Origin of the sequence: Salinigranum halophilum (assembly GCF_007004735.1) — an archaeon.
GTDB lineage: Archaea > Halobacteriota > Halobacteria > Halobacteriales > Haloferacaceae > Salinigranum > Salinigranum halophilum.
Window position 1 is genome coordinate 636,856 of the sequence record NZ_SSNL01000003.1, and the last position, 20,257, is coordinate 657,112.

The window sequence follows — 20,257 nt, forward strand, 5'->3', positions numbered from 1 at the left end:
CGACAGCTTCTCCCGCCCGCCGCGAGTAGTCTCAGAGCGTGCCCATCGCCGACTACCACGTCCACTCGAACTACTCCGACGGCCGGTTCCTCTGGTCGATGGTCTCGGCCGCCGCCGACGCCGGGTTCGACGCCGTCGGCTTCGCCGACCACTGCACGGTCTCCGGCCGTGAGGAGATGCAACGCACCCGCGCGCGGATGGGGTTCAACCTCGACCACACCTACGAACGCCGGCGCGAGGCCATCGACTCCTTCGGCGGACGCTTCGACATCGCGGTCTACGACGCGGTCGAGATGGACTACGACCCACGCGACGAGGCCGACATCGCGGCCTTCCTCGACCGCGCGGGCTTCGACTACGCCGTCGGGAGCGTCCACTACCTCGACGGCGTCAACGTCCACTTCGAGGGCCACTTCGCCCCGAAGTCCGAGGCCGAGCGCCGGGACCTCGCCACGCGCTACGTCGACAAGCTCGTCGCGCTCGTCGAGTCGGAGCTGTTCGACATCGCCGCCCACCCCGACCTGCTCGAACGCAATCCGGCCTTCCGGGGACTGCTCGACCACGACGATTACGCCCGCATCGCGACAGCCTTCGGTGACTCGTCCACGGTCCCCGAGATAAACGCCGGGCGCGTCCTCGACGACTACGGCGCGTTCCACCCCACCCACGAGTTCCTCGAAGTCCTCCTCGACCACGGCGTCGACCTGACGCTCGGGACCGACTCGCACGCGCCCGAAGAGCTGGAACCGCGGGCGCGGGAACTGACGCGGGTCGCCGAGGAGTACGGCATCGACCCCGTTCGCGTGGTCTAGCGGTCGGCCCCTCTGTCGGTCCCCCACCGACCGCGAACCACAGCTTTCACCCCCCTGTCCCGCCCACCTGTCGACGATGACGCTCGAACTCCCCGACATCGGCCTCGGCACGTACCGGATGACTGACCGCGACGAGTGCGTCCGTGCCGTCGAGACAGCCCTCGACGCCGGCTACCGCCACGTCGACACCGCCCAGATGTACGACAACGAGTCGTTCGTCGGCGAGGGGCTGGCGAACGCCTTCGACGCGGGAGGCAGCCGCGACGACGTCGTCGTCGCCACGAAGCTCGACACCGACAACACCGGCTACGACGACGCCGTCTCGACCGCCCGCGAGAGCCGAGAACGGCTCGGTCTCGACGTGGTCGATCTGCTCTACGTCCACTGGCCGCTGGAGGCGTACGACTCAGACGAGACCCTCCCCGCCCTCGACGACCTCGTCGACGACGGGGTAGTGAGAGAGATCGGCCTGTCGAACTTCCTTCCGTCCCAACTGGACGCGGCCATCGACCGTCTCGACCACGACCTGTTCGCCCATCAGGTCGAGATGCATCCACTCCTCCAGCAGCGCGAACTCCACGAACTGGCGAAAGAACACGACCACTACCTCGTCGCGTACTGTCCCATCGCCCGCAATCAGGTCGCCGACGTCGACGTGTTGCAGGAGGTCGCCGACGCCCACGACGCCACCCCCGCGCAGGTCTCGCTGGCGTGGCTCGCGTCGAAGGAGAACGTCGTCCCCATCCCGAAGGCGTCCTCGCCCGACCACATCCGGGAGAACATCGCGGCGATGGACCTCGAACTCGCCCCGGCGGAGGTCGAACGCATCGACGCGCTCGACGGCGAGGTGGAAGAACGGATCGTCGACTTCCCGTCGGCACCGTGGAACCAGGCGTAACTCAGACCCAATCCCACGCCGCCCGGAGGTCCCGGCGGAGCGCCTCGTGTTCGAGGAGCGCGAACCCACAGAGCACGACGAGGAATCCGAGGGCGGTCGTCGCGGCGATGGACTCGCCGAGCACCACCGCGCCGGAGACGGCGGCGACGATGGGGACCACGTAAGCGACGAGGTTCGCCCGGACCGGGCCGGCCTCGCGGATGAGCGCGAAGTACGCCGGAAACGCGAGGCCCGTCGAGACGGTCCCGAGCCAGACGACGGCAGCGACGGCCTCCGGCGTCCAGGCCACCCCGAGCGGTTCGCCCAGGAGGTGACTCAGCGCGTGCGAACAGAGCGCGCCGACGACCATCGCCCACGCGGTCAGCGCGAACGACGACATGCTCGGCCGAACGCGCCTGAGGAGGACGCTCCCGAAAGCGACCGAGAGCGCGGCGACGACCACGAGCGCCTCGCCGAGTCCAGAGCCCTGGAGGAACTCCGGCGAGGGTCGAACGACGACGACCAACCCGGCGAAGCCGAGGACGAGACCGACGACCCCGAGCGGCGAGAGTCGGTCGCGGAGCACGACGACGGCGAACGGGGCCGTCGCCAGCGGGACGATGCCGTAGACGACCGCGGCCGCGGCGCTCGTCGTGAACTGCTGGCCGATGAAGAGCAACGCCCCGTTGAGCGTGACGAGGAACACTCCGGCGATGCCCACCCCGAGCAGGTCGCGGCGGGTCCGCGGGAGCGCTCCCACGACGCCTCGACGCCGGACGAGGAGCGCGAGGAGGAGTCCCGCACCGAGGTCGAAGCGGAGGGCGGCGAACAGGACGGGCGGGATGGTCGCCACACCCGCCTTGATGCCGACGAACGCCGTCCCGAACGCCAGCGCAGCGACGACGAACAACAGCGCGGTGCGGCGGGTCATCTCTGCTGTGTCGCCCCTCACTCCGTCTCCGGTTAGCCCTGACGCTTCGAAGATGCAACCCTCGATTCCCTGGGCGGAACACGCGGTCGAACGCGCGCCGAACCCGTATCGGCTTCGGGATAGTTTCTCGACGCTCTGTGTAAGTATTACGTGTTTACCCCGGCGATAAAGACTGTCTGAGTGAACAATCAAAAATTATATGCGTAATATAATTCAATATCGTACATATGGGGACTGCCATGGTGGCCTGCCCGTACTGCGGGCAAGGGATCGAGGCACCGACGACAGACACCGGGCGCATTGGTGGGGTGCGCCGGCGGCTGAAACAGGAGTATCGGCTCGCCCGGCACACCTGTCCGGAGTGCGGGCACGACTACGACATCCACAACCGCTGACGACGGGCGCGGCCGGTCGTTCGCGCCCGGAACTGTTCTTCACTGGCGCTCTCGCCGAACCGTGTCTGCCCGGTGGTCTAGTGCTCAGCCCGTGGCTCGGCGGCCCACCGCCGTCGGTGCCGTGAGCGTTCACGTTCCGAGAGCCTCGCCGTCCGGGTGAGAACGCCGCCACCGGTCGTCTCTGTCTGGTGCGGTCAGCCCGTGTTCTTCATCCCGGCCGCGATGCCTTTCACCGTGAGGCGGAGGGTCTGTTCCTCCTCGGGGGTGCGGTGGGTCTGTGCCAGGAGGTACGTCTGGAGCAGGTTCAGCGGGTCGACGTAGGGGTTGCGGCGGGTGAGGCTCTCGTCGAGCCACTCGCGCTGTAAGAGTGAGTCACGGCCGCAGATGGCGAGTGCGTGGTCGACCGCGCGCTCGTACTCGTCGGAGAGTCGGGGGAAGAACGTCTCGCGGAGCTCGGCGTCGGCGAGGTCGGCGTACTCGGCAGCGATTTCGAAGTCGGTCCGGGCGAGCGAGAGAGTGGCGCGGTCGAGCGTCGTTCTGAAGAACGGCCACTCGTCGTACATCTCCTGTAGGGTCTCGACGCTCCCCTCTTCGAGGAACGCGTCGATGCCCGACGCCAGGGCGTACCAGCCGGGGAGGATACAGCGCGACTGGGTCCACGAGAACACCCACGGGATGGCGCGGAGGTCCTCGACGGTGCGTTCACCCGACCGCGACGCAGGGCGGGAGCCGAGGTTGAGGTCCTCGATGACCGCGATGGGCGTGGCCTGTCCGAAGTACGAGACGAACCCGTCGGATTCGAGGAGGTCGCGGTACTCCGCGCGTGCGGCGGTCGCCATCGTGTCCATCGCGTCGGTCCACTCCTCGGGGACCTGTTCTTCGGGTTCGCGGATGGCGTTGCGGCGCGCGCGCACCTGCGCGTTGAGCATCTGTTCGAGGTTTCGCTCGGCGATGCGCGGGTTCGCGTACTTCTCGGCGATGGCCTCGCCCTGCTCGGTGAACTTGATCTGGCCGGTGACCGTCTCGTTCGGCAGCGCGAGCATCGCGCGGTTCATCGGGCCGCCACCGCGAGAGATGGAACCACCGCGGCCGTGGAACAGCCGCATCGTCACGCCGAAGTCGTCGGTGATGTTGGCGAGACGGCGCTGGTTCTTGTAGAGGTCCCAGTTCGCGGCGAGGAAGCCGTTCTCCTTGTTCGAGTCGGAGTAGCCCAGCATGATCTCCTGGACGTCGTTCCGTGCCGACAGGGCCCGCTCGTAGGCCTCGTTCTCGAACAGCGTGCCCATGATGCGACGGGCACCGTTGAGCGCGCTCTCGGTCTCGAGCAGGGGCACGATGTCGAGCCCGCAGTGGTCCGGGAGCGAGACGACACCCGCTTGGTCGGCGAGGAACAGCACCTCGAGGACGTGCGAGGGCTCTTCGGTCATCGAGATGCAGTAGGTGTCGATGGCGCCGACGCCGTACTCGCGCTGCCAGTCGCCGAGCTTCTTGAAGCGGCGCAGGACGCGCTCGGCCGTGTCTGACACGTCGCCCGGTTCGTCGAGGTCGACGAGGTGTTCCTCCTGGAGGACGGCCTCGGTCAGGACGTCGACTCGCTCGTCTTCGTCCATCGCGTCGTAGTCGATGCCGACCTGGTCGAGCGCCTCGCTCACGGCCTCGGTGTGGTTCTCCTGGTGGTCGCGGAGGTCCAGGCTCGCGAGCGTGAAACCGAAGGTGTCGACCTGTCGGCGGAGCGGTTCGACGTAGGTCGCGGCGACCTGTTCGGCCCCGGTCGAACAGAGGCTCTCGTGGATGACGTCGAGGTCGGCGAGCAGTTCGGCGGGGTCGGTGTAGCCGTCCGGGCGGACGTCGGAGATGCGCCGCAGCCGCTCGCGCATCAGCTTCAGCTTCTGTCGGTAGGGCTCGCTCGGGTAGCGCGCTTCGACCTCCTCGCCGACGACGGGGAGTCGCTCCCGGTCGGCCTCGATGGAGTCGAGCAGCGCGTCACCGACGTCGACCCGCCGGGCGTCCTGGCTCAGGATGCCGGACAGTCGCTTCAGCGCGTCGAGGTACTTCCCGATGACGACGTCGCGCTGGCGTTCGAGCGTGTCCGTCGTCACCTCGGGCGTGACGAAGGGGTTGCCGTCGCGGTCCGAGCCGGCCCACGACCGGAACTCGAACAGCTTCGGCACGTCCACGTCGGGGTACTCCTCGTGGACGACGTCCTCGAACTCCTGGTACACCTCGCCGACGACGTCGAAGAGGATGTTCTCGAGATACCACTGGACGTTCCGTGCCTCGTCTTGTGGCTCCGGCCGACGGTCGCGGACCTGTGAGGTCTGCCAGAGGCTCGTCACCTCGGCGTCGACCTCCTTCCAGCACTGTTCGGCCTCCTTGTCGGTCATGCGGCGCTCGTCGAGGACTTCGAGGTCCCGCGCGATGGACCGCAGTTTCGCTTTCACCGTCTTCCGGCGCGCCTCCGTCGGGTGGGCGGTGAACGTCGGTTCGATGAGCACGTCGTCGAGGACACCCTGGACCGTCTCGGTGTCGGCGTCGGCCGCCGAGAGCGCCTCGACGGTCTCTTCGAGGCCGTCTTCGAGCGTGCGCGCCTGCGACGCCTCCCGGTTCGCCCGCACCCGTTCGCGCTCTTCGGCGAGGTTGATCAACTCGAAGTAGGTGGTGAACGCCCGTGCGACGACGCTCGCCCCGTCGGGGTCGAGTCGGTCGATGACGTCACGGAGCGACTGGCGCGAGTCGGCCTCCCCCGCGCGGTACGCGATGGCGGACGTCCGGAGGTCCTCGACCGTCTCGAACGCCGCGGTCGACGACTGGTCTTCGAGGACGTCGCCCAGGAGCGCGCCAAGCTCCCGTACGTCCTGCCTGACGTCTCTGGTGTGTAGGTCCATACCAGCCTGGTATGTGGTCCCCAGTGTAAAACCCACGAGTTTCGGTCGGAAAATTGCCTCGTTTATGAGTAACTTCCTACAGAGCCCTCAATAGCGCTCACGAGCCGATGCTGCCGGGTCGGCCGGTGGTTCGGCCGGCGCGAACCTGGCCCGGGTCGGCCGGGAGGACGGTGTCGCCGTCACCGGGGACTCGCCCCCGGTGAGCGGTCGCACACTTCGTCACCCTTTTTACCGGCGGCACCAACGATTCCACATGAGCGATAGCGACGACAAGTACCCCACAGAGTCCGGCCGTCGCCGGTTCGTGAAAGGCGTTGTCGGTGGCGCGGCGCTCGCCGGCGTCGGTGCCGCTGGCTCGGCGGCAGTCAACTCCGCGACCACCTCCCCCGGTGCGGGTGGCGGTCCAACGGAGGCGTACGCCATCGAGAACACGGCCGGTCCCGCCCCGCGTGGGATGCCGCTCATCCCCGTCGAGATCGACTCCGAGGGTTACCTCAAGGGTGTCTGGCCCGACGTGTCGACGGAGATGCAGGGCGGTATCGAGATCGAGGTCGCCGAGACCGAGGACTTCCGCGGGAGCGGCGTCACCTACTCCTCCGAGTGGTTCCAGTACTGCGGCGTCCAGTCGTACCCACAGCTCGCGCCCTCGTACGACGGTGACAACTTCTTCCGCGCGGACTCGGGCGCCTACTCGTGGCAACAGGAGGTCTACAGCGCCGGCGACAGGCTCCACGTCGACGACTTCTCCGACTACCAGGAGTGGGGGAACGGCATCGGCACCGCCGGCATCGGCAAGCCCGCCACCGGCACGTGGCGCTCGCAGGACTCCGAGGACAGCATGCCGATTCAGGTCATCAAGAGCGACGTCGTCGAACAGCGGGCTCCGGAGGTAGGCGGCTTCTTCGAGGCTGCGACCCAGGACGGCTTCGTCGCCTGGCTCAACAAGTGTACGCACTTCTGCTGCGTGCCGGGCTGGAAACAGTCGGCCGACGCCGCGAAGTTCGGCGACGCCGACGGGGTCTACTGCCAGTGCCACCAGTCGCTCTACGACCCGTTCTCCGTCGTTCAGACGCTGTTCACGGCGCTGCCCCGTCCCGACTGAGCCGAGTTCGTCTCTTCTGTCGCCCCCGCTCAGACCGCTCAGACACCTCCGCCGCTCACCGGCGGGAACAGCGCCAGTTCGTCCCGCGCGCTCACCGTGGATTCGAGCCCCTCGCCGCTCGTCTCGACGTTCTCTCCGTTCCGCAGGACGTTCACGTGGTCGTAGACCGTCCCGTCCTCGTCGAACACGCGGCCTTCGAGCCCCGGATTCCCCGCGACGAGCGCGGCGAGCGCGTCTCCGACGGTGGCGTCCTCGTCGACGTCGACGGTCACGTGACCGCCACCGGCGTACTCTTTCAGGTCGGCGAACAGCTTCCACTCGAGTTCCATACTCCTCTCTCGGATGTCGGGCGCAAAAGAGCGTTGCGCCCCTCGCGGCTGGAGCGACTCACCGACGCACCGCGCCGAGCACCCGCCACGGCCGGAGGTCGACGACCGAGACGAACACGAGGAGGGCGAACGCGGCCGGTGCCGTTCGGAACCGGGGGTTCCCCGAGAGCGGGCCCCCCACGACGAACGCGAGGCTCAGTGCGGCGAGGGCGTAGCCGACACGCCCGACGGTCGCCCGCGGGGTCTCGGGTGTGAGCCAGGGGACGAGCGCGACCCCGCCACCGACGAGGAGCAGGCCGACGGCGACGGCGACCCCGAGCGACCCCGCGAAGAGGCCGACGCCGCCACCGCCGAAGACGGCGACGCCGAGGACGTGGTTGAGGAGCACTCCGCGCCGGAAGACGGACCAGTACCCCCCGGCGAACGAGAGGCGGTCGCTCGTGATGGCCGGCCACGAGCGCCCCGTCGAGAGATGGCCCTGACGGAAGGCACCGACGACGAGCGGCGTCGACACGACGAGTACCAGCGCCAGCGGCTTGACGACGGTACCAGACTGCGGCGACCGGAACACCAGCCACAGCACCGGTGCCGAGAGCAAGAACACCTGTGCGAGGCCCTGGTAGCCGCTGACCCAGAGCCAGCGACCGACGGCCTCGGTGAGCGAGTCGGTCGCCGCCGTCGACTCGGCGGCGAGACGCTGGTCGTCGTTCGTCTGGAGCCAGTCTGACCGCGGGGACATCGTCCGTGCGTACGGACAGACCCCTGTAAAGCGTTTTTCAGGGTTCGCTTGCAGAAATTTCGTTCTCCTCGTTCGACTCGGCCGCCGCGGTGGGGTCGACGCGACGTGCGGTGGTCAGTCCGCCGTGGGCTCCGTCCGCTCCGCCGTCGGGGGAACCTCGACGACGACGCTGGCTCGCGTCTCGAGTCGCCGCAGGACGTCGGGCCGAGCGACCACGTAGAGGGTGTCCCCGGCCTCGACGGTGCGTGCGCGCGGGGGAATCGCCTCGACGGTGCCCGTCGCGGGGCGCACGGCGGCGACCGTCACGTCGAGCGACCCCAGCGTCTCGCCGACGACGGCCGACGACTCGGGGACGGTGACCGTCGCCATCGTCTCGTCCGCCGCCCGGAGCAGGGAGGCGAACTCCCTGTCGGCGCGGGGTTCGGCCGGGAGCGAGACGAGACGGTAGGTCGTCGCCGTGTCGACCTGTTCCGCGTCGTCGGCGTCGGCGGCCACGGTGACGATGTCACCGCTCACGGCCCGCAACTCGGCGGTGAAGAGCCGTTCGGGCGGCCTGTGGACCTCGCGGTTCCCCGTCGTCTCGCCGTCCGTTCCACCGCCCGCGTCGACAGCGTCCGGTTCGTGCTCGACGCGTGCGGCTCGCCACACCTGGACCAGGTCCCCCGGACTCGCGGCGTTCGCCGGGTCCGCCCGCATGGAGACGGCGACGGTCCCGTGCCCGAGTGTCGGACCGAGACCCGCGGCACGACTCCCCACTGCGAGGAACTCCACCACGCCGCTGTCGGTGAGTTCGACGTCGACGTAGCCGACGCGGTAATCGTCTTTCAGTCGGGTCACCAGCCGGTCGCGGAGCTCCTCGACCGTGAGCCGGTTCGGGAACAGCAGGGACTTCCCGCCCATCTCCGCTTTCAGCTCCGCCGAGACGGGGTCGTAGCTCTCCATGTCCTCGATGTCGTCGGCCTCGGGGAGCGTCACGGCGGTGACGCGCCCGACGGTGCGGACGATTCGCGAGACCTCCGCGTCGAGTTGCTTCACGCCCGCGACGGCGAAGACGTCCGTCGCCAGGCGGTCACCCACCCGCCGCCCGACGGGCGCGGCGACCCCCGCCAGCCCGATGGCGACGACGTTGAACACGACCGCGTCGAGTTCGAAGATGCCCGCGGACGTGCCGCCGACGAGTTGACTGAACAGCCCGACGGTGTTGAGATACAGCGCCACGACGGAGAGACCGAGCACCGTCGAGACGCCGATGGGCACCACCTCGCGGGTGTACCACCGGAAGACGAGCGCCGCGACTCCCGACACCACGCCCGACGCGACGACGAACGCCACGAGTCGGCTCACGTCCTCGACGAGACTCGGGTCGTCGAGCGCCACGCTCTGTAAGGCGACGAGGGCGCTCACGCGGCGACCTCCACGAAACTGGAGAGCGCGTCGGGCCGTCCGACGGCGAAGAGTTCGTCACCCGCCGCGATGGCCTGTGACCCCCGCGGGGTTATCCGCCACGTCCCCTCGTGACGGACGGCCAAGATTACCACGCGGTAGCTGTCGCGGACACTCACCTCGCCGAGGGTGACCCCGTCGAGGACGCCGTCGTCGCGAACCGTGAGCTTCCGGAACCGGTATCCGCCGCGACGGAGCAGCGTGACGAGTTCGAGTTCCCGCCGGATACCCCGGGAGCGAACGACCAGGCGGTCGGCCGCGGCCGTCTCCAAGAGCGCCGTCGCGTCCGACCGGCTGACGGCGAGCGTGACGCGGCCCTCACCGCCCGTCACCGTCGGGGAAACGGGCGGTGTCGGCGCCGCCGTGTCGGTGCCGCCGTCCGTCGCCACCGACTCCTTCTTCTCTCCCTTCGGGTTCGTCTTCGCGCTGAGGACGGTGCCCGCGACCGTCCGGTCGCCGGTGGTCACCTCGACCTCGTCGCCGGCCGCCAGCCCGGTCGGTAGCAGGGCGGTCACCGACACCGCCCGTTTCCCCGACGGGATGCGTTTCGACAGGGCACCGACGGGCGGCGCGGCGCTCACCGTCGCCCGCGCGTTCTCGTCGAGGCGGACCGCCACGTCGGCGAGGTCGAACTCGGAGCGGAGGCGGTCGGCGAAGCGCGTCTCGAGTTCGACGAGGGGGACGTCGGCGGGGAACGTCCACTCGCCCTCGCGGATGCTCCTCCGGAGGTCCGCCGACAGGGCGGGATACCCTTCCATGTCACCGACCTCCCCGGAGACGGTGACGCGGACCTCGCCGCGGCCGCCGACGAGTTCGATGACGTCCGTGTTGAGCGTTCGCTCCGTGAGCTTTCGGAGGTTCAGCCGCTTCGGGACCGACGCGCCGAGTCTGTCACCCTGGCTGTGGGCGTACAGCGACAGCATCAGGACGACGAGGATGGCGACGATGAACCGCTCGCCGGAGCCGATGATGGTCGGGTCGTTCAGCGCCATCAACCCGCCGTTCGCGCCCGCGATGGCGAGCGAGAGGACGACCACACCCAGCCCGGGTATCGTCACGTTCGTGACGTACTTGAAGACGAAGCCGAGTACCCCCGACACCAGTGCCGGGATGATGCCCGTGAGGAGACCGAGGTAGAGTCCGAAGAGGAACTCGACTGGAAGCGAAGCCATAGTCGCGCACACTCGTCTCGTCGGTATACAAGTTGCGCCCGCGGTTCGCCGTACTGCACGGCTGTTCTCCCCCGTGCTGTCGTGCCGGCGGGCCTGCGGCGTCCGTGACCGAGCCGTTTATTACCGACACTCTACCCACGAGGGGTATGGTCAGTCGCGACTGGATCGGGGGGCGCGCGTCGGTGGTGTTGACCTTCGCCGTCGCCATCGCGTCCGTCATCACCGGCATCGCCAACATCGGTGCCCCGCCCCGTCCCATCGGTCCGGTCGCGGCGCTCGTCCCCGCGTTCGTCCCGGTCATCGCCGGCTTCACGGGCGCGCTCACGGGATTTCTGCTCCTCGCGGCCGCGTTCGGTCTCCGGCGGGGACTTCGAGCGGCCTGGTACGTGACGATGGTGCTGTTTCCCGTCACGGCGCTACAGGGCGCGCTGCAGTCGAACGAGCGCGCCGTCCCGCTCGTCGCGCTGTCCGCCGTCGCCTTCCTCGTCCTCGGCCTCAACCGCAAGCGATTCCACCGTGACCTCGACTTTTCCACGACGGAACTCGCCGCGCTCGCCGCCATCATCGGCGCGCAGACGTACGGCACCGTCGGTGCCTACGCGCTCCGCGAGCAGTTCAACGGGCTCGACACCCTCGTCGACGCCTTCTACTTCGCCCTGGTCACCGGCAGCACCGTCGGCTACGGCGACATCACCCCCTCGACCCCCATCGCACGGCTGTTCGGGATGTCCGTCCTGCTGGTGACGGTCTCCTCGTTCGCGGTGGCACTCGGTGTCCTCCTCACGCCCGCAATCGAAGCACGCCTCTCGAAGGCACTCGGACGCATGACCGAAACACAACTCGACCTCCTCGAAAACCACGTCCTCGTGCTCGGCTACGGGGACCTGACGGAACCGATTCTCGAAGAACTCGCGACGAAAGCGCGCTACGTCGTCGTCACCGACAACGCCGACCAGGCGCGACTCCTCTCGGACCGCGGCATCGACGTCTTCACCGCGGACCCCTCCGACGCGGACTCGCTCGAGCGCGCGCGCGTCGGCACCGCCCGCGCCGTCGTCGTCGCCACCAGCAACGACGCCGAGGACGCCCTCGCCATCCTCACCGCGCGACAGTTGAATCCGAACGTCAGAATCGTCGCGGCGGCCTCCAATCGGGAGAACGTCGACAAGCTGAAACGCGCCGGCGCGGACACCGTCATCAGCCCGACCACGCTGGGCGGGCACCTGATGGCCGAGTCGGCGCTCGGCGGCGACTCGGAGAAGGTCGAACAGCAGGTGATGGAAGAGGAGCCGTCGAAGGACGAACCCGTCGACGAGGACGAGCGTGGCGACGGAGAGCACGGTGACAGCGGGACCGAACGGGAGAACCGCTGACCATCGTCGGCCGCGTCCGAGTCGCCTGTCGCGTCCCGGACAGTGAGGCTGCGCGGCGGACGCTGTCCGGCCCCTCGACGCTCCGACGCGCGTTGTGGTTGGTCAGTCGTCGAGGGAGTCGACGCCGTGAAACTCGAATCTGGCACCGCCGTCTCGACCGTCGACGACCGCCACCTCCCAGCCGTGGGCCTCGGCGATTCGCTTGACGATTGCGAGCCCGAACCCTGTCCCCCCGGCCGCCGAGGTGTACCCCGGCTCGAACACCGCGTCACGTATGACCGCGGGGATGCCCGGCCCGTCGTCTTCGACGTAGATGCTGTCGTCGTCCCCGCGTCCGACACGCACGGTGACGGTGTCGCCGGCGTGTTCGACGGCGTTGCGGAACAGGTTCTCGAAGACGTGTCGCAGGCGGTCCTGGTCGCCCCGAATCGTGAACTCGTCTTCGATCTCCAGCGACGCTTCGGCCGTCTCCACTCCCCCCCAGCACTGACCGACCAGGTCGACGACCTCGATTTCGCAGGAGTCGCTCACCGACTTCCCCTGGCGAGCGAGCGTCAGGGTGTCCGCGACGATCGCCGCCATCCGGTCGAGCGACTCGGCGAGTGGGTCGAGGTGGCCGTGGTAGTCGTCGTCACACAGCTCTAGAAGCAGCGCAGTCCGCCCCTGTGCGACGTTGAGGGGGTTCCGCAGGTCGTGAGAGATGACGCTCGCGAACTCGTCGAGGCGGTCGTTCTTCCGACGAAGCTCCCGTTCTCGCTCCACGCGCTCCGTGATGTCCCGCGCGATTCCCACGATTCGGGTCACCTCGTCGTCGATGATGACGGGCGCGAGTTTCGTCTGCCAGACGCGCTGGCCCTCCGGCAGCGTGAGCGTTTCCTCGTAGGTTATCGCGTCACGAGCGTCGACGCAACGCTGGTAGTTCGCCACGACCTCCCCGCCGAGTTCCTCCCCGAGCACCTCCCGAGGCGTCTTTCCCTGCACGTCCGCCGTCGAGAGTCCGGTCGACGCCTCGTGAGCGGGATTCAGCCGCTCGTACCGGAACACGGCTGCCGTGTCTGTGGTCTCGACGTCGACGAGGAAGACGGCGTCCTCCGCGTTGTCGAACACCGCTTCGTACTCCTCGGAGAGCTTCTGTAGCTCTCTTTCGCGGCGCTTGCGAGCGGTGATGTCGCGGCTGATGCCCATCACGCCGACGACGTCGCCGTGCGCGTCGTGGTAGGGGTACTTGTCGTCGAGGAAGGTGTGGCGGCGGCCGTCGATGTACCGGACCGCCTCGCGCGAGTCGGCCTCGTCGCGAGCGACGATTCGCTCGTCCACCTCGCTGATCTCGGCCACGCTTTCCGGGTCGAACAGTTCCGTGTCGCACGTGCCGACGGCGTCTTCGGGAGTGAGGGCGAACAGGTCCGCGGCGGCCTCGTTCATGAGCCGATACCGTCCCTCCGTGTCCTTGATGTAGATCGGGGTGACGGTGTTCTCGACGAGAGCCGTGAGCTGCCGATTGGTCTCCGCGAGGTCGCGCTCGAGACGTTTCTGCTCGGTCACGTCGGCGAAGTAGACCGTGAGACCGCCCTCGTCTGGATACACGCGGACGTCGAACCAGCGGTCAAGCTCCGCGTTGTAGCGCTCGAACGACTGCTGTTCTTGGGTCGCCATCGCGCTCTCGAGTTTCGTTTCGGCGACCGTCCCAGTGGTTCCGGGGAACGCCTCCCAGACGGTCCGGCCGAGTAAGTCGTCGGCGGGGCGGTCGAGGATGCGCTCGGCCTGGGGGTTCACGTAGGTGTAGCGGAACCCCGTATCGAGCGAGACGATGCCGTCGGTGACACGCCGTAGTGCGTCACTCCGTCGGAGACGGCGGTCCGATGCACCCTCAGTCATACTCGTGTTTGGGTGGCTCGGGTGAAAACGGTTCTCTCAGCCCGTTGAACGGTACGCCGTGGTCGCGCTGTCACATCGCTCGGCCCGCGAGTCGGCTCGACCGCGCCGCTCGGCTCAGGGGTTACCGCGGTCGACGACGGCCACGTCCGTCTCGATTTCGGTGATACGCTCGAACGTCGGCGGTGACACGAACCGCGAGGCGGCGGACCGGTCGCCGCTCGACCCGATGACGACGAGGTCGTACGTCTCCGCGTTCGCGTCGAGATACGACGTCACGTCCGACCGGGCGACGCGCGTCTCGACCGGCCGGTCGACCGTCTCGACTAAGTTCGCGAGCCGCGTCTCAGCCGGCCGTCGCTCCACCTCGGTCCCGATACAGGTGCAGACGCTCAGCGTCCCCCCGTCGCCGACGAGTCGCTCGGCGAAGTCGATCATCGCGTGCGCGGAGTCGCCCGGGCGGGCGACCATCACCAGCACCCGTTCCCACGCGCTGTCGCGCGAGACCGGGCGGAACGCGACGGCGTCGTAGGGGCCGCCGAAGACGCCGCGAACGTACTCGGTGAGCGCGCCGTCGTCGGCCTCGTACGGCGTCACGACGAGGTCACACCCGGTGTCTCGGACGGCGCTGAGTGTCGCGGTGGTGTCGTCGCCCTCCCCGACGACCACCTCGCAGGTGAGACCCGACGCCTGCAGGTCGGCGGCGACCCGTTCGAGCCGAGTCGTCACGGCCCCCGCATCCTCGTCCGAGCCGTCGACGAGGCCGAAGAGAACGACCTTCCCGGCTTCGTGGGCGGCAGCGAGTCGCGAGGCGAACAGGGCCGTCCGCTCTGCGGCCCACTCCGGTCCGCGCATCGGGACGAGGACCCGGTCGGCCGCCGAGACCGTGCTGTAGAGGTAGCGGGCGCGCTTCTCGTAGAACTGCTCGCGCCAGACGTAGAACACCGCGGCGACGAGCGTGCCGAAGACGGCGACGCTCAGCACGTACGACTGCGGCGTCGCCCGGTCGGTCACGAGGACGAGAAGCGCCGTCGAGAACGCCGCCGGCTCCTCCACCTTGAGGGCCCACGTCGCCCCGCCGGTGAGGAGAATCGAGAGCGCGGCCGCCGCCGGTAACACCCCGAACGTCCCCGTCGGCGGCCCGTAGACGAGCTGTGAGAGTTCGAGCGCACCCCAGCCCGCGAGCGCCCCGACGGTGAGGCCGACGACGAACTTCACCGGCGAAGCGTACCGGCCCTCTGGGTCGGCGAAGAGCGTGTACGTCCCCGACGCCAACGGGGGGAAGAGCAGGAACGAGAGCTCGATGAGGGCGTTCGAGATGATCGTCACGCCACCAATCAGGAGTGGGACGAAAAGCAGGATCGAGAGGTGGATGAGGTTGCTCGTGTTCTCGATCCAGCGACGGAACTCGGTGAGTTCGCGGCGTTCGATTCGGCGGAGCCGCCGCCAGACGCCGACGACGCGGGCGAGGAACCTCTCGCGGTCCACGGCCGTGGCCCCTTACAGCTCGGTGACGGCGTCGAGGGTGAGCGCGATGGCCCGCTCGACGTTGTTCTTCGCCTTCTCGGGCAACTCCTCGTCGGAGTCGGCGCCCTTCTGGGTCCCCTCGACGAGGTTGCCGTCGACGGTGCAGATGGCACCGGCGCGGAGCCCTTTCCGTCGCGCCAGGGTGAAGACGGTCGCGGCCTCCATCTCGACGCTCAGGATGCCCGCCGCCTCCCACTCTCGGACGTACTCGTCGGTCTCGGCGTAGTACGCGTCGTCGGAGGCGATGGGCCCCACGTGGACGTCCTCGTCGTTCGCCTCGGCGCTGTCGACCAGCGCCCGAAGCACTGCGAAGTCGGGAACCGCGGGGAACTCCACCGGCTCGTACCGCTTCGAGGTCCCCTCGTTCTTCGCCGCCCCGGACGCGACGATCATGTCTCCGATCTCGATGTCTCGCTGGAGCGCTCCGGTCGTCCCGACACGGACGAACGTCTCGACGCCCACGCGTGAGAGTTCCTCCACCGCGATGGCCGCGGAGGGACAGCCGATACCCGTCGAGCAGATGGTCAGGTCGCGACCCTCGTAGCTGGCGTTGACGACGGTGTACTCACGGTTGCTCGACACGTGTTCGACGTCGTCGCAGTGGCCCGCGATGCGTTCGACGCGCCCGGGGTCGCCCGGCACGAGCGCGAGGTCCGCGACGTCACCCTCCTCGACGAGGAGGTGCGGTTGTTTACCCATACCCGGCGTCGCGTTGGAGACGGTAAAAAACGCGCGGGTGCGACGCGGACGGGCGCTACTGTCCCCGTCGCACGCGCATCGACGCCACCGCGTCCCACGAGAGCGTCGCGCGGGCACCGCGTGTCTCGGCGGCGAGCGCCCCGCAGGCGTTGGCGACGGCGAGCGCGTCGTCGGCGTCGGTCCCGTCGAGGGTCGCGGCGAGGTAGCCGGCGGCGAACGCGTCGCCCGCGCCCGTCGTGTCGACCGCGTCGACGTCGAACCCCGCGTGCGTGTACCGTTCGCCGCCGGTGCGGACCTCGGCCCCGTCCGGGCCGTGCTTGACGACCACTGCCCGGCCATCGCGGACGGCCAGTCGGCCCTCGGCGGTCGGGTCCGTCTCCCCGTCGGCGAGTGCGACCGCCGCCTCCCGGTCGTTGAGAAAGAGCACGTCGACCAGGTCGAGGACCGCGTCGAAGTCGCGGGCACCGACGAGGCGGCCGGGGTCGACGCTCACCGTCAGGCCGAGGTCGCGGGCGAGCGTGGCGAGGCGGCGGGCCGTCTCCGGCGACTGCCCCGTGAGGTGGAGGTGGTCCGCGCCGTCGATGCTCTCGACGGAGAGCGCGTCGGTGTCGAACGCCTCGTTCGCGCCCTCGCACCCGAACACCATCACCTCGCCCGCGTCGTCGACGGCGATGTACTTCACCGCCGTCGGACGGTCCGAGACGACCTGCACGCCGGTCGTGTCCACGCCGGCAGCGGCGAGTTCGTGCCGCGCCTCCGTGCCGTACGAGTCACCGCCGACGCTTCCCAGGAGGGCGGCGTCGAGGCGAAGGCCGACCAGGCCGCAGGCGACGTTGGCGGCGCTCCCGCCGCCGGCCGCGCGCACCTCGCGGACCTGCGCCTCGCCGTCGGGGGCGGGCAGGTCGTCGACGTGCATCGTCACGTCCCAGTTGACGTGGCCGGCACAGATGACGCGCGGCATCGTTGTACCTCTCGTACCCGTCACTGCCCGCGGTGAAAACTCCTGTGTCGGGTCGGCGACGCTCGGCCGACCTCGATAGTCGGCTCGAACACCCCGCCACGCGACCGCGCACCGCTCACGCGATGGCGAACAGGAGCAGGTTGTGTGCGCCCGGCCCCAGCCCCACGGCCGCGACGAACCCCAGCAACGCCGCTCCCTCTCGGGGCTCTTCTTGCATGAGGTCCGCGAAGAGGACGACGACGCCACTCACGAGCACGAGCTTCACGAGGACGAACAGCCAGCCGCTGCCGATGACCCCCGCGGTGGGGAGGTCCGCCGCGAACTCGATGATGTACCGCGAGAGCGGCGTGCGCTCGCCGAAGCCGAGGATGTCGACGCCGACGGCCGTCGAGACGGCGTCGACGGCGTGGCTCACGAGCGCGACGACGCCGACCCAGCCGGTGTGGTCGACGCGCGGGACGGCCCGAGAGAGCAGCACCCACGCGACCGCCCCGACAGCGAGGCTCGCGAGGAGTGCGACGCCGGACCAAAAGGGTGCGAAGGTCCCACGGGAGAGGCCGACCGCGATGCCCGACCCGTACGTCGGCACGAACGCGGTGACACCCGACATGGCGAGGACGCGCGGCACGTTCTGGACGGTCGCATCGGCGACGAGCCACACCCCGCCCGCGAGGACGGCCATCGTCGCGTAGACGGCCGGCGTGCCGCCGAGCGGGCGGACGAGCGACGGGAGCGCATCGACGACGTACAGCGCGTGGACGCCCGACCCGGCGAGGATCCACGGGACGAGCGCGACGACGTGCCGCTGGTCGACCGCGAGGTCGCGACGGGTCACGCCGACGGCGACGACGCCGATGCCGACCGCGAGCGCGAGCAGATACGGCAGCGGCGGGAGGGCGAACCCCTCCGGGAGGAACTGCAGGAGCGTCATCGTCATGCAGGTTCGACTGTGACCTCGGAGTAAACCACTTACGCTCTTCCCGCTCGGACCCCGGCGTTTTTATGAGCGGTTCGCCTCTCTCGGGCTATGAACCGGAGCCAGTTCGCCGCCCGCATCGACCACACGGTCCTCGGCCCCGAGACCCGACCGTCGGACGTCGAGCGTGTCGTCGACGAGGCCGAGGCGCACGGCATGAACGCCTGCATCCCGCCGTGTTACGTCGCGGCCGCCCGCGAGCAGGCCCCCGACCTGACCATCGCCACCGTCGTGGGGTTCCCCCACGGCCAGCACGCCACCATCGCCAAGCGCGAGGAGGCCGCGACGGCCTGGCGCGACGGTGCGGACGAACTCGACGTCGTCATCAACGTCGGTCGCCTCCACGCCGACGAGGACGGCGAGGTCCGCGACGAACTCGCCGAGATCGTCGCCGCCGTCCCCATCCCGGTGAAGGTCATCATCGAGACGGCGCTCCTGAGTCGAGAGGAGAAACACCGTGCCTGCAAACTCGCCCGCGACGCCGACGCCGCGTTTGTCAAGACCTCCACGGGCTTTGCCGACGGCGGTGCCACGGTCGAGGACGTCGAACTCATGGCGGAGTACCTTCCCGTCAAGGCCAGCGGCGGGGTCGGCAGCTACGAGGAGGCGATGGCGATGTTCGACGCCGGCGCGGAGCGCATCGGTGCCTCGTCGGGCGTGGCTCTCGTCGAGGGGTTCCCGGCGGACGAGTAGCCCGACCCCCCGACCCCCGACTCACTCCGACTCCGACTCAGGCTCCGTCGAGCACCAGCACTGCCGTCGTCTGGTTCCCCTCCTCTGCTCCGATACGCGCAGTGACGTACACGCGCCCGTCGGCGACGCTCATCGGTCCCGCGTAGCCGCCGGTTGGGTGCGAGAAGCGGAGCGTCTCCTGGCGGATGGCCCCGTTCGAGAACCCCCCGTCCGGCTTCAGCGCGTACAGCCGCTTCCCTGTCGTGAAGACGGTGTCGCCGGCGACGACGGGCGTGTGGTCGCCCGTCGTGCCGACGTCGAACGCCCACTGTTTCGCTCCGGAATCGGCGTCGAGCGCGTGGAGCTTCCGGCCGCCGTCGGCGTACACCGTCCCGTCGGCGACGGCGATGCCACCCTTTGCGAACCCGCCGATTTCGGTGGACCACGCGAGGTTCGCCCGTGTCGTGTCGACGGCGTGGACGAAGCCGTCGAACGTGCCGACGAACACCTGTCGTCCCGCGAGCGTCGGCGGGGTCTGACACTTCGCGGGGAGGTCGACCCGCCAGTAGCCGTCGCCGTACTCGTCGAACGCGTACAGTTCGCCACCCTCGGTGACGGCGTAGACGACGCCGCGACGGTACGCCAGGGTCTCGCGGACCTGTCCGAACAGGTCGTGCGTCCACGCGACCTCCCCGGTTGCGGTGTCGAGACCACTCACGTGTCCCTCGCCGCCGACGAACAGCGTCTCGCCGTCGTGGCCGAGCGTCGGCGTTACGTACGAACCGACGTCCACCTCGGCCGTCCACCGCTTCTCACCCGTCTCGGCGTCGACGGCGTGGACGCGCTGGTGGCCGTTCGCGAGGTAGACAGTCCCGTTTCTCACTGTCGGCGCGGCCCAGAAGTTCCCCTGCTTCTCCTCGGGCGCGACGGACCACCGGTCGTCACCACTCTCGACGTCGATTGCCCGGAGCGTGTCGGCAATGTGGTACAGGGTTCCGTCCACGACGACCGGTTGTGACGCGTTGAGTCCGCTCTCGAACCGGGCCACCTCCGTGACGTCGCGAATCGACGGGGCGTCGGGCACGTAGTTCGTGTTCGCCTGGTCGTGGCCGGCGGTCGGCCAGTCGGTCTGGTCGCCGGCGGCGTCGGCGGCCGCGTCGTGTCCGCCGTCGGAGCCGAGACAGCCTGTGAGGGAACCCAGACCGCAAGCACTGCAGGCGGCGAGGAACCGCCGTCTCGTCTGCGTGGAGGGCATCGGTTCCGACTGTCTCTTCGACCGACAAGTGTCTTCTCCTCACGGGCTCCCGTCCCCGCGGTTCATATACGATGGCGTGGCCACACCCGCTGTGACCTGACGTCGACCGCGACGTGGTTCGGAGCGCCGCTGCGCTCACCTGTTGCCAGCACCCCGCGTCGCGCCCCCGCTGTCTGCTGGCCGTTCGCCCCCCTCACGCTTCCGTCGAGAGTCGATACCGTCGTGCTTTTGACCGCC

Annotated in this window: 18 protein-coding genes; 6 read left to right on the plus strand and 12 right to left on the minus strand. The window is 69.1% G+C overall.

The features are described from left to right. Window positions 1-44 precede the first annotated feature (44 nt). The gene (locus E6N53_RS07840; protein WP_142858505.1) at window positions 45-812 is read left to right on the plus strand and encodes a PHP domain-containing protein; all 768 of its coding nucleotides are present in this window, start codon (window positions 45-47) and stop codon (window positions 810-812) included. A 76-nt stretch (window positions 813-888) separates the two neighbouring features. Then, window positions 889-1,710 carry an aldo/keto reductase gene (locus tag E6N53_RS07845; protein ID WP_142858214.1) on the plus strand — a complete coding sequence of 274 codons (822 nt, stop codon included), beginning with the start codon at window positions 889-891 and terminating at the stop codon, window positions 1,708-1,710. Between the two features lies 1 nt (window position 1,711). Here E6N53_RS07845 and E6N53_RS07850 read toward each other — a convergent pair whose 3' ends face one another. Next, window positions 1,712-2,620, minus strand: coding sequence for a DMT family transporter (locus E6N53_RS07850; protein WP_142858216.1), 909 nt, complete (start codon window positions 2,618-2,620; stop codon window positions 1,712-1,714). Window positions 2,621-2,847: 227 nt separating this feature from the next. Here E6N53_RS07850 and E6N53_RS20670 point away from each other — a divergent pair, with 227 nt between their 5' ends. Further along, window positions 2,848-3,015: a hypothetical protein gene (locus E6N53_RS20670; RefSeq protein ID WP_161569873.1), complete on the plus strand. Its 168-nt coding sequence runs from the start codon at window positions 2,848-2,850 to the stop codon at window positions 3,013-3,015. Window positions 3,016-3,209: 194 nt separating this feature from the next. Here the strand turns inward: E6N53_RS20670 and ppc are convergent, their stop codons facing one another. Continuing rightward, window positions 3,210-5,900, minus strand: a complete 2,691-nt coding sequence (ppc, locus tag E6N53_RS07855) for a phosphoenolpyruvate carboxylase (RefSeq protein ID WP_142858218.1) — start codon at window positions 5,898-5,900, stop codon at window positions 3,210-3,212. A gap of 253 nt (window positions 5,901-6,153) precedes the next feature. Here ppc and E6N53_RS07860 point away from each other — a divergent pair, with 253 nt between their 5' ends. Continuing rightward, the gene (locus E6N53_RS07860) at window positions 6,154-7,002 is read left to right on the plus strand and encodes a ubiquinol-cytochrome c reductase iron-sulfur subunit (protein ID WP_136589393.1); all 849 of its coding nucleotides are present in this window, start codon (window positions 6,154-6,156) and stop codon (window positions 7,000-7,002) included. Window positions 7,003-7,040: 38 nt separating this feature from the next. Here E6N53_RS07860 and E6N53_RS07865 read toward each other — a convergent pair whose 3' ends face one another. From E6N53_RS07865 to E6N53_RS07880, 4 genes are all read right to left on the minus strand, one after another. Next, window positions 7,041-7,331 carry a ubiquitin-like small modifier protein 1 gene (locus E6N53_RS07865; protein ID WP_136589392.1) on the minus strand — a complete coding sequence of 97 codons (291 nt, stop codon included), beginning with the start codon at window positions 7,329-7,331 and terminating at the stop codon, window positions 7,041-7,043. A 58-nt stretch (window positions 7,332-7,389) separates the two neighbouring features. Next, window positions 7,390-8,070, minus strand: a complete 681-nt coding sequence (locus E6N53_RS07870) for a DUF8215 family protein (protein WP_142858220.1) — start codon at window positions 8,068-8,070, stop codon at window positions 7,390-7,392. A 114-nt stretch (window positions 8,071-8,184) separates the two neighbouring features. After that, the gene (locus E6N53_RS07875; RefSeq protein ID WP_142858222.1) at window positions 8,185-9,474 is read right to left on the minus strand and encodes a cation:proton antiporter regulatory subunit; all 1,290 of its coding nucleotides are present in this window, start codon (window positions 9,472-9,474) and stop codon (window positions 8,185-8,187) included. Beyond that, the gene (locus tag E6N53_RS07880) at window positions 9,471-10,685 is read right to left on the minus strand and encodes a potassium channel family protein (protein ID WP_142858224.1); all 1,215 of its coding nucleotides are present in this window, start codon (window positions 10,683-10,685) and stop codon (window positions 9,471-9,473) included. The genes E6N53_RS07875 and E6N53_RS07880 overlap by 4 nt, the downstream gene beginning before the upstream one ends. 146 nt (window positions 10,686-10,831) lie before the next feature. Between E6N53_RS07880 and E6N53_RS07885 the strand changes: the two genes are divergently transcribed. Then, window positions 10,832-12,058, plus strand: coding sequence for an NAD-binding protein (locus tag E6N53_RS07885; RefSeq protein WP_142858226.1), 1,227 nt, complete (start codon window positions 10,832-10,834; stop codon window positions 12,056-12,058). A 102-nt stretch (window positions 12,059-12,160) separates the two neighbouring features. Here the strand turns inward: E6N53_RS07885 and E6N53_RS07890 are convergent, their stop codons facing one another. The 5 genes from E6N53_RS07890 to E6N53_RS07910 form a co-directional block, all read right to left on the minus strand. Beyond that, window positions 12,161-13,933, minus strand: a complete 1,773-nt coding sequence (locus E6N53_RS07890) for a PAS domain-containing protein (protein ID WP_142858228.1) — start codon at window positions 13,931-13,933, stop codon at window positions 12,161-12,163. Between the two features lie 114 nt (window positions 13,934-14,047). After that, the gene (locus E6N53_RS07895; protein WP_136589386.1) at window positions 14,048-15,418 is read right to left on the minus strand and encodes an HPP family protein; all 1,371 of its coding nucleotides are present in this window, start codon (window positions 15,416-15,418) and stop codon (window positions 14,048-14,050) included. Window positions 15,419-15,430: 12 nt separating this feature from the next. Further along, a complete protein-coding gene (locus E6N53_RS07900; RefSeq protein ID WP_142858230.1) occupies window positions 15,431-16,156 on the minus strand; it encodes a nucleoside phosphorylase in 726 nt (241 codons plus the stop codon). A 55-nt stretch (window positions 16,157-16,211) separates the two neighbouring features. Continuing rightward, window positions 16,212-17,117 (minus strand): ATP-dependent ribose-1-phosphate kinase, encoded by a 906-nt coding sequence (locus E6N53_RS07905; protein WP_142858232.1) that lies wholly within the window; start codon window positions 17,115-17,117, stop codon window positions 16,212-16,214. 115 nt (window positions 17,118-17,232) lie between these two features. Beyond that, entirely contained in the window at window positions 17,233-18,039 is an 807-nt protein-coding gene (locus tag E6N53_RS07910) for a DUF63 family protein (RefSeq protein ID WP_142858507.1), read from the minus strand. Between the two features lie 105 nt (window positions 18,040-18,144). Here E6N53_RS07910 and deoC point away from each other — a divergent pair, with 105 nt between their 5' ends. Then, window positions 18,145-18,786 carry a deoxyribose-phosphate aldolase gene (gene deoC, locus E6N53_RS07915; RefSeq protein ID WP_142858234.1) on the plus strand — a complete coding sequence of 214 codons (642 nt, stop codon included), beginning with the start codon at window positions 18,145-18,147 and terminating at the stop codon, window positions 18,784-18,786. A gap of 37 nt (window positions 18,787-18,823) precedes the next feature. On the opposite strand, the gene E6N53_RS07920 is transcribed toward deoC, so the two are convergent. Beyond that, the gene (locus E6N53_RS07920) at window positions 18,824-20,020 is read right to left on the minus strand and encodes a PQQ-like beta-propeller repeat protein (protein WP_142858236.1); all 1,197 of its coding nucleotides are present in this window, start codon (window positions 20,018-20,020) and stop codon (window positions 18,824-18,826) included. Window positions 20,021-20,257: the final 237 nt, after the last annotated feature.